Here is a 9,118-nt window from a genome sequence, read left to right as displayed (position 1 = left end):
GATCATATTTTTAACATAGTCCGCGTGTCCTGGACAGTCAACGTGTGCGTAGTGACGAGTTGGCGTATCGTACTCAACGTGTGAAGTGTTGATGGTGATACCACGCGCTTTTTCTTCTGGCGCGTTATCGATTTGGTCAAATGCGCGTGCTGCACCACCGTAGTGTTTTGCTAATACTGTGGTGATTGCTGCTGTTAAAGTTGTTTTACCATGGTCAACGTGGCCGATTGTACCCACGTTTACGTGCGGTTTTGTACGTTCAAATTTTTCTTTAGACATTTTTGATGTTTCCTTTAAGTAAAGTTCCGTAGCACATTGCTGTACTACGGAGTTTAATTTTCAATTATTTTTTACGTGCTTCAATAACTGCTGCTGCAACACTTGCAGGTGCTTCAGCATATTTCAATGGTTCCATTGAGTATGATGCACGACCTTGAGTTTGTGAACGAAGATCTGTTGCATAACCAAACATTTCAGAAAGTGGAACTTCTGCATTGATTTTAACAACAAATTCGCTTGCTTCTTGGCCATTTACCATAGCACGACGACGGCTTAAATCACCAATTACATCACCCACATACTCTGGTGGAGTTTCAACTTCCACTTTCATAATTGGCTCAAGTAATACTGGGTTTGCTTTGCTAAACGCTGCTTTAAACGCTAATGATGCAGCAAGTTTAAACGCTAACTCAGATGAGTCCACATCGTGGTATGAACCGAAGTGTAAACGAACACCGATATCAACCACTGGGTAACCCGCTAATGGACCAGATTTAAGTTGCTCTTGGATACCTTTATCAACTGCAGGGATATATTCGCCAGGAATTACACCACCTTTGATTTCGTTGATAAATTCGTAACCTGGACCTTCTGGATCTAATGGATACAAGTCGATAACAACGTGACCATATTGACCGCGACCACCAGATTGTTTTGCGTGTTTACCTTCAACATCTTTCACCGCAGTACGGATAGTTTCACGGTAAGATACTTGTGGTTTACCGATATTCGCTTCCACTTTAAACTCACGTTTCATACGGTCAACGATGATGTCTAAGTGTAACTCACCCATACCTGAAATGATGGTTTCACCTGATTCTTCATCAGTGTGAACACGGAATGAAGGGTCTTCTTGTGCAAGACGACCTAATGCCAAGCCCATTTTCTCTTGGTCTGCTTTAGTTTTTGGTTCTACCGCAACAGAGATGACTGGCTCAGGGAATTCCATACGCTCAAGAATGATTGGTGCATCAACTGCACATAACGTATCACCTGTACCAACATCTTTTAAGCCGATTGCTGCTGCGATGTCGCCCGCACGAACTTCTTTGATTTCTTCACGTTTGTTCGCGTGCATTTGAACGATACGACCAAAACGTTCACGTTTATCTTTTACAGAGTTCAATACTGTCGCACCAGACTCAACCACACCAGAATATACACGGAAGAAGGTTAAGTTACCTACGAATGGGTCAGTTGCAATTTTGAATGCAAGTGCTGCAAATGGTTCATTATCATCTGCGTGACGCTCGCCTTCAGTTTCATCTGGGTTGATCCCTTTGATTGAAGCTATGTCTGTTGGTGCTGGTAAGTAGTCGATTACCGCATCAAGCATTGCTTGAACACCTTTGTTTTTGAACGCTGAGCCACAAGTTACAAGAATGATTTCGGTATCTAACGCACGTTGACGTAACGCACCTTTGATCTCTTCTTCAGTAAGCTCTTCACCACCTAGGTATTTTTCCATTAACTCTTCTGAAGCTTCTGCTGCTGCTTCAACAAGGTTTTGGTGCCATTCTTCACACAATTCAACCATATCCGCAGGAATATCATCATAGGTAAAGGTCATACCTTGATCAGCTTCATTCCAATTGATTGCTTTCATTTTGATTAAGTCAACAACACCTTTGAAGTTTTCTTCTGCACCGATTGGAAGTTGTAAAGGAACAGCATTACCACCTAAACGAGTTTTGATTTGCTCAACAACGCGTAGGAAGTTTGCACCAGTACGGTCCATTTTGTTTACGAACGCGATACGAGGTACTTTATATTTGTTTGCTTGACGCCATACAGTTTCAGACTGAGGTTGAACCCCACCTACCGCACAGTAAACCATTACCGCACCATCAAGAACACGCATTGAACGTTCTACTTCGATAGTAAAGTCAACATGTCCCGGAGTATCGATAACGTTGATACGATGTTGTGGATATTGCTGAGACATACCAGACCAGAAAGCCGTTGTTGCCGCAGAAGTAATGGTAATACCACGCTCTTGTTCTTGTTCCATCCAGTCCATGGTAGCTGCACCATCATGCACCTCACCAATTTTGTGACTAACACCTGTATAGAATAGAATACGCTCTGTGGTTGTTGTTTTACCAGCATCAATGTGAGCACTAATACCGATATTACGATAGCGCTCAATAGGAGTTACACGAGCCATTATTATTTCCTTGTTTGGAATTCAATAAATTAAAATTTTAAATATGGATAAGGCTTCACCGCATAGCAAAATGTGATGAAGCCTAAAAATCGTTTGATTAACTGATTACCAACGGTAATGAGCAAACGCTTTGTTAGCTTCAGCCATACGGTGAACGTCTTCACGTTTTTTCACTGCTGCACCTTTGTTTTCTGATGCATCAGATAATTCATTTGCTAAACGTAAAGCCATTGATTTATCACCACGTTTACGTGCTGCTTCAACGATCCAACGCATACCTAATGCGTTACGACGAGCTGGGCGCACTTCAACTGGCACTTGATAAGTAGAACCACCAACACGGCGAGATTTAACCTCAACGGTTGGACGTACGTTTTCTAGTGCGATTTCAAATGCTTCTAAAGCTTCTTTACCTGTACGTTGAGCTAAAGTTTCTAACGCACCATAAACGATTGATTCTGCGATAGATTTTTTACCATCTACCATTAATACATTAATAAATTTCGCAAGTAATTCTGATCCGAACTTTGGATCTGGAAGAATTTTGCGTGGTTCAATACGACGACGACGTGGCATTGCAATTTCTCCGTTTTTTAATCTTCAGGATTATCCAAAACTCTTTGTGTAAGAGATCTTACGTTTACTGGAGTTTATGATAATTATTTAATTTAATTAGCGTTTGGCCTTACTTAACGGAGAACCATTAAGCTTTAGGACGTTTAACGCCGTATTTAGAACGACCTTGTTTACGATCTTTAACGCCGGCACAGTCTAATGCACCACGCACAGTGTGATAACGCACACCCGGTAAATCTTTAACACGACCGCCACGGATAAGCACAACGCTGTGCTCTTGAAGGTTATGACCTTCACCGCCGATATAAGAAGTTACTTCGTAACCATTTGTTAAACGAATACGGCACACTTTACGTAATGCTGAGTTCGGTTTTTTAGGTGTAGTTGTGTACACACGAGTACACACGCCACGTTTCTGCGGGCAAGCCTCTAATGCAGGAACGTTGCTTTTTACAACCTTTTTCACACGCGGTTTGCGTACTAATTGGTTGATAGTTGCCATTAAAAAAGCTCCAGTTTAATAGTTGTTATTCATAAAAGAATGTTTACTTTTTGTTCTACCTTAGAATAGATAGACGCCGAATTTTAATCTTGGACACTAAGAATGTCAAGTCATAGAACAGGCAAAGGACAAAGTCTTTGTCTGATTATTAATTTGCTTACAACCCCACCTGTGGGAAATACCGCTCAGTCAGCGCCACAAAATCTTGCAGAGAAATCAACCGCACTTTACTTTCATCATTTTCATCGCAATTAACAAAGTGCGGTGCGATTTCTTGTAGATTTCTGGCGTAGATGTCGTTCTCTAGCGCATAGCAAGGCGCGGTGAGTTGGGTGAAAAGTTCTTGGTGTTTGAAGGGAAGTAGCACGCCGTCTTGCCATAGCACAAGGCAATCTTGTTCAGTAAAATGGGCAAAATAGCGAGTGAGGGTTTGGCTGTCGTAATCAGCTTTGGCGAAGGTGTAAAGCATCATCATTTCCTGCAAAAAGAATGAAAAAGCACGCTAAAAAGTCAGTACTTTTTCTGCTTGTTGTAATTTTTCCATTAACGCCGCACGGGGCAATATTTCGCAATCCAATAGCCAATTTGCTTTTTCAAGATGTAAGGCTTGTACGGATTGTTGGCACAGGTAACGCTGTTCGATGTCGTATAATTCCAGTAATTTGAAAGGCTGGCTGACATTTTTCTGCAAGATTCTTTCGCTTTGTTGATTGGCAATGAGATTGAAAACCCCGTCATCAAGGAAAAACACCGCAATTTCACTTTCATCACAAAAGGCGGTGGCAGCAAGGAGCGCATCTAAGCCCTCGCGGCTAGCGGCCGTGCCATAAGGTGGTTGGGTAAACACAAAAGCCAGTTTAATCATAGGGTTATCACTCGATCTGCTTGCAGCACAGCTTGGCTAAACTCGCCTAATCCTGCTAACACAAAGCCTTCTGCCAGATTATTTTGCTGTTTAACTTTGCTCGTTAACGCGTCCACCACGCCACGGCGTTGCGAAGCTGCAATGCAAAGATGCAAAGGGATATGGTGCTGTTCACTCAAGGCTTGCCAATGCTCTTGTAAATTAAATTCATCATTAGCAGGATACACAAAACCGTTGCCGTTACTTACGCCATTTTGCATAAAAAAAACTTGGCTGATTTGATGGCCTTTTTCAAGCAAGGCGTGGGCAAGTTGATAGGCTAAAAATGCCCCTTGCGAGCCATAAACTGGCTGTTTTACTGCGATCACATAACGCATTATTTCATCTCATCTTGCTTGATTTGGCGAATATACAAATACACCGTATGGCGTGAAATATCCAGCCGCTCAGCCACTAGGTTGATGGCATCTTTGATGTCAAAAATGCCTTTTTCATAGAGCGAAAGCACAATTTGGCGATTTTTATTATTGTTTGCCACCAAGCGATCAGCGGTGATCTCTTGCACGGTTTGTTCGATGGTTTGGCTAACCAGTTCCTCCACCGAGCTGGCAAAATTCACTTCAGAAGCAGACTGTTGCTCCTCAGGCGGCATAAGGGCTTGGATAAATTGGGTTACTGGCACATCTAAATTAATGTTAATGCACAGCAAACCAATAATGCGTTTTTCTTGATTACGAATGGCGATGGTGACGGATTTCATCAACGCCGTGCCTTTTGCCCGGGTAAAATAAGGCTTGGAAACATTCTCCGTTTGCATTGTTTTGAGGGATTTTAGGGCAAAATCGGTGATTGGCGATCCCACTTTGCGGTGGGTGTTATGCCCATTGGCAATGCAAATGGCAGAATGTTCAAAATCTTCAAGAGAATGTAGCACGATTTCGCAATGGCCGCCAATTAAGGCGCTCACGCCGTCCACCACCGCTACATAGGAATGTAAAATCGCACGATCTTCGTCAGTAAAAGGGCGTCTATCCGTTAGCATTGGGTTCATCTCAAAAAAGTAGGACAAAAATGCACCGCACTTTCATTATGCTAAAAGTGCGGTGGTTTTGTGGGTTATTTTTTCGCTGGCGTTACGTCTAGCACTTCCACTTTAAAATAAAGGGTAGAGTTAGGCGGAATTGGACCCGCACCTTGTTTGCCATAGGCTAAATCTGCTGGGATGAGCAATTCAATTTTGCCGCCTTTTTTGACTAATTGCAGCCCTTCTGTCCAGCCCTTAATCACTTGATTTAATTTGAATTCTGCGGGCTGACCGCGTTGCACTGAGCTGTCAAATACCGTGCCATCAGCCAGTTTTCCTGTGTAATGCACTTTGACCATATCATCAGGTTTGATTGCCGCACCTTCACCTGCTTTTTCAATGCGGTACATTAAGCCTGAAGCGGTTTTTTTCGCGCCCTCTTTTTTCGCGCCCTCTTTTTTCATAAAGTCCGCGGTGAATTTTTCGTTTTCAGCTTGTACTTTCGCTTGACGCGCTTCATACACTTTGTCGCCAATGGCTTTTAATTTTTCTTGGATTTGTTGATCCGTTAAATCACCTTTGCCCTCTAAGGCATCGTTCACGCCTTGTAATACGCGAGCTTTGTCGTAACTGATCACATCTTTTTGATCGTTGATTAAGGTTTCAAGGAATTGTTTTCCTGTGGCATAGCCCACCACATAAGAGGCTTCATCATTGAATTTTTTATTCGCTGCTTGATCAGCAAAAACTGAGCCAGAAACCACCGCACTTAATGCAAGTGTGATAAGAGAGAATTTTTGAATTTTTAACATTGTTTATCATCCTTTATAATGAATCGAAATTTTTGATAGGTTAAATCGTATTGCGCAATTTAACAACCATTATTTATGGGTCTGTTGATAATTCATTGTGCATTTTAAACATAACGCTAAGGATTATTTATGCAAATTCAACTTGAGCAAGCAAAACAAATTGCCGAATTAGAAACAAAAGTGGCGTTTCAGGAACACGCCATTGAAGAATTAAACCAAGCCTTGGTGGAACAACAATTTATGCTTGAGAAAATGCAGTTGCAGCTGCGTCATTTAGCGGCGAAGTTAAAAGATTTACAACCGTCTAATATTGCAAGCCAAGCTGAAGAAACCCCGCCGCCGCATTATTAACGGCATAAAAAAGGCTAATCACAAGGATTAGCCAAAGGTTTTTATAGGAAGTTTCTAATTTATGCTATGGAGTCTATGGTTTATTCGTTCGCGAAGTATTTTTCTAAATCTTCGCTTCCACCGATGTACTCCCCACCGATGAATACTTGTGGCACACTGGTTTTACCCGTAATCGCACGCACAGAGATGGTGCTTGCATCGCGGCCTAATACGATTTCTTCAAAGGTGTAACCTTTCACTTTTAATAAACCTTTTGCTTTTGCACAGAATGGGCAGCCTGGTTTAGTGAAGATAGACACTGAAGGTTTTGCTTGCCAATCAGGTTTTAAGTATTTGATCATTGTATCTGCATCAGACACTTTGAACGGATCGCCTGGCTCGTTTGGCTCGATGAACATTTTTTCCACCACGCCATTGCGCACAAGCATTGAATAACGCCAAGAACGTTTACCAAAGCCAAGGTCATCTTTATCAACAAGCATACCCATACCTTCAGTAAATTCACCGTTACCATCTGGGATTACTGTGATGTTTTCTGCTTCTTGATCTGCTTTCCACGCGTTCATTACGAAAGTATCGTTTACAGATAAACAGATAATATCGTCCACACCTAAGGCTTTGAATTCGCACGCTAATTCGTTATAACGTGGTAAGTGTGTTGATGAACAAGTTGGGGTAAATGCACCCGGTAATGAAAATAACACGACCGTTTTGTTATCAAATAAATCTGAAGTGGTTACATCAACCCATTGATCGCCTTGACGAGTATGGAATGTTACTTGAGGAACTTTTTTTCCTTCCATTGTTGCTGTCATAATCTTTCTCCTATTGCGATTAAAATAATGATTTCTTATTGACGGGGTGAATTATAGTGAAAATCGTGATATAGTTACAAACGATTAATACCTATCCTTTTAATTGTTCCTTTCTATGATGGAGGAAGCAGAGAAAATATGAATATCCGTGATTTAGAATACTTAGTGGCACTCGCCGAACACAAACATTTTCGCCGAGCTGCAGATGCTTGCCACGTTAGCCAACCAACCCTAAGCGGACAAATCCGCAAATTGGAAGACGAACTAGGCATCATTTTATTAGAACGCACTAGCCGTAAAGTGTTATTTACCCAATCGGGCTTGCTCCTTGTGGAACAAGCTCGCACCGTGTTGCGCGAAGTCAAAGTGCTGAAAGAAATGGCAAGCAATCAAGGCAAAGAAATGACTGGGCCATTGCATATAGGAATGATCCCAACCCTTGGGCCTTATCTCTTGCCTTATATTATGCCAGCACTGAAACAAGCGTTTCCTGATTTAGAGCTATTTTTATATGAAGCGCAAACCCACCAGCTGTTAGAGCAACTGGAAAGTGGACGCTTAGACTGTGCCATTCTTGCCACTGTGCCAGAAACCGAAGCCTTTATTGAAGTGCCATTATTTAAAGAAAAAATGTTGCTGGCCATTTCGCAAGATCACCCTTGGGCGAAAGAGAAAAGTATCCCAATGGACAAACTCAAAGGCTGCGAAATGCTAATGCTTGATGACGGCCATTGCTTGCGAGATCAAGCGCTAGGCTATTGTTTCACCGCAGGGGCAAAGGAAAATCCCCATTTCCAAGCCACCAGCCTTGAAACCTTACGCAATATGGTTTCCGCCAACGCAGGAATAACCTTAATGCCAGAGCTTGCGGTGTTAAATGAAGGCAATCGCACAGGGGTAAAATATCTCCCTTGTGTGCCAGAACCCTCACGCACAGTAGCATTAATTTACCGCCCTGGTTCTCCATTAAGAATGCGTTATGAACGGGTGGCAAACACCATTAGCAATATCATCACCCCGATCCTTCAACAAAAATAAGAGGGCAAAATGGCAGGCGTTCGTGCAATTCAAAAAGAAAAAACTAGACGTGCGTTAATCAGCGCGGCGTTTAATCAGCTCAGTGCGGAGAAAAGTTTTTCCAATCTGAGCTTGCGTGAAGTGGCAAGAGAAGCGGGCATCGCGCCCACCTCTTTTTATCGCCATTTTCGTGATATGGACGAACTCGGCTTAGAAATGGTGGACGAAGCAGGCCTAATGCTGCGCCAATTAATGCGCCAAGCACGAAAACGGTTGGAAAATGGCGGTAGTGTTATCGTAATTTCCGTAAATACATTTTTTGAATTTATCACCCACAGTACCAACGTTTTCCGCTTATTGTTGCGTGAAAGCTCTGGAACATCGCACGCTTTCCGTACCGCCGCCGCACGGGAAATTAAGCATTTTATTGACGAACTGGCTGAATATATTGCCGAACGCAATGGCTATTCCCGCCATATTGCTTATATTCAAGCAGAGGGCATCGTTACACTGGTGTTCACCGCTGGTGCGAATGCTTTGGATATGAATAAGGAAGAACGTGAGTTGCTTAAAGAACGGGTGATTTTACAACTGCGTATGCTCGCTAAAGGGGCGGCCTACGCAGCCCAAAAGGAAAAGCCCCTAAAATAAAGTGCGGTGCTTTTTTCGTAAATTTTTCTCATAAAAAAACCTGCTTAAACGCAGGTTTT

Annotated in this window: 13 protein-coding genes; 3 read left to right on the top strand and 10 right to left on the bottom strand. The window is 42.5% G+C overall.

Features of this window, described 5'->3' with window-relative positions; translation table 11 throughout:
- From C3007_RS05595 to C3007_RS05555, 9 genes are all read right to left on the bottom strand, one after another.
- Nucleotides 1–279, bottom strand: a 279-nt coding sequence (locus C3007_RS05595) for a GTP-binding protein (RefSeq protein WP_243397667.1), incomplete at its 3' end; no start/stop codon positions are given.
- A gap of 64 nt (nucleotides 280–343) precedes the next feature.
- A complete protein-coding gene (gene fusA, locus C3007_RS05590; RefSeq protein WP_103853510.1) occupies nucleotides 344–2,446 on the bottom strand; it encodes an elongation factor G in 2,103 nt (700 codons plus the stop codon).
- 105 nt (nucleotides 2,447–2,551) lie between these two features.
- Nucleotides 2,552–3,022, bottom strand: a complete 471-nt coding sequence (rpsG, locus tag C3007_RS05585) for a 30S ribosomal protein S7 (protein ID WP_103853509.1) — start codon at nucleotides 3,020–3,022, stop codon at nucleotides 2,552–2,554.
- 127 nt (nucleotides 3,023–3,149) lie between these two features.
- Nucleotides 3,150–3,524, bottom strand: a complete 375-nt coding sequence (gene rpsL / locus C3007_RS05580; protein ID WP_013745731.1) for a 30S ribosomal protein S12 — start codon at nucleotides 3,522–3,524, stop codon at nucleotides 3,150–3,152.
- A gap of 157 nt (nucleotides 3,525–3,681) precedes the next feature.
- Nucleotides 3,682–3,993, bottom strand: a complete 312-nt coding sequence (locus C3007_RS05575; RefSeq protein WP_103853508.1) for a DsrH/TusB family sulfur relay protein — start codon at nucleotides 3,991–3,993, stop codon at nucleotides 3,682–3,684.
- A 33-nt stretch (nucleotides 3,994–4,026) separates the two neighbouring features.
- Nucleotides 4,027–4,389 carry a sulfurtransferase complex subunit TusC gene (tusC, locus tag C3007_RS05570; RefSeq protein ID WP_103853507.1) on the bottom strand — a complete coding sequence of 121 codons (363 nt, stop codon included), beginning with the start codon at nucleotides 4,387–4,389 and terminating at the stop codon, nucleotides 4,027–4,029.
- Entirely contained in the window at nucleotides 4,386–4,766 is a 381-nt protein-coding gene (gene tusD, locus C3007_RS05565) for a sulfurtransferase complex subunit TusD (RefSeq protein WP_103853506.1), read from the bottom strand. Before tusD ends, tusC begins: the two co-directional genes overlap by 4 nt.
- Nucleotides 4,766–5,431, bottom strand: coding sequence for a helix-turn-helix transcriptional regulator (locus C3007_RS05560; RefSeq protein ID WP_103853512.1), 666 nt, complete (start codon nucleotides 5,429–5,431; stop codon nucleotides 4,766–4,768). The genes tusD and C3007_RS05560 overlap by 1 nt, the downstream gene beginning before the upstream one ends.
- Before the next feature lie 74 nt (nucleotides 5,432–5,505).
- Nucleotides 5,506–6,225, bottom strand: a complete 720-nt coding sequence (locus C3007_RS05555; protein WP_103853505.1) for an FKBP-type peptidyl-prolyl cis-trans isomerase — start codon at nucleotides 6,223–6,225, stop codon at nucleotides 5,506–5,508.
- A gap of 129 nt (nucleotides 6,226–6,354) precedes the next feature.
- Here C3007_RS05555 and C3007_RS05550 point away from each other — a divergent pair, with 129 nt between their 5' ends.
- Nucleotides 6,355–6,576 carry a SlyX family protein gene (locus C3007_RS05550; protein WP_103853504.1) on the top strand — a complete coding sequence of 74 codons (222 nt, stop codon included), beginning with the start codon at nucleotides 6,355–6,357 and terminating at the stop codon, nucleotides 6,574–6,576.
- 80 nt (nucleotides 6,577–6,656) lie between these two features.
- Here the strand turns inward: C3007_RS05550 and C3007_RS05545 are convergent, their stop codons facing one another.
- Nucleotides 6,657–7,391, bottom strand: coding sequence for a glutathione peroxidase (locus C3007_RS05545; RefSeq protein ID WP_103853503.1), 735 nt, complete (start codon nucleotides 7,389–7,391; stop codon nucleotides 6,657–6,659).
- A gap of 138 nt (nucleotides 7,392–7,529) precedes the next feature.
- Between C3007_RS05545 and oxyR the strand changes: the two genes are divergently transcribed.
- Together oxyR and fabR are read left to right on the top strand one after the other, a co-directional pair.
- Nucleotides 7,530–8,429, top strand: coding sequence for a DNA-binding transcriptional regulator OxyR (oxyR, locus tag C3007_RS05540; protein ID WP_103853502.1), 900 nt, complete (start codon nucleotides 7,530–7,532; stop codon nucleotides 8,427–8,429).
- A 9-nt stretch (nucleotides 8,430–8,438) separates the two neighbouring features.
- Entirely contained in the window at nucleotides 8,439–9,059 is a 621-nt protein-coding gene (gene fabR / locus C3007_RS05535) for an HTH-type transcriptional repressor FabR (protein WP_103853501.1), read from the top strand.
- Nucleotides 9,060–9,118: the final 59 nt, after the last annotated feature.

Source organism: Avibacterium gallinarum, from assembly GCF_002921135.1.
Classification (GTDB): Bacteria; Pseudomonadota; Gammaproteobacteria; order Enterobacterales; family Pasteurellaceae; genus Avibacterium; species Avibacterium gallinarum.
The sequence above is the reverse complement of the archived record's forward strand: the minus strand, read 5'-3'. Positions and strand labels throughout refer to the sequence as shown.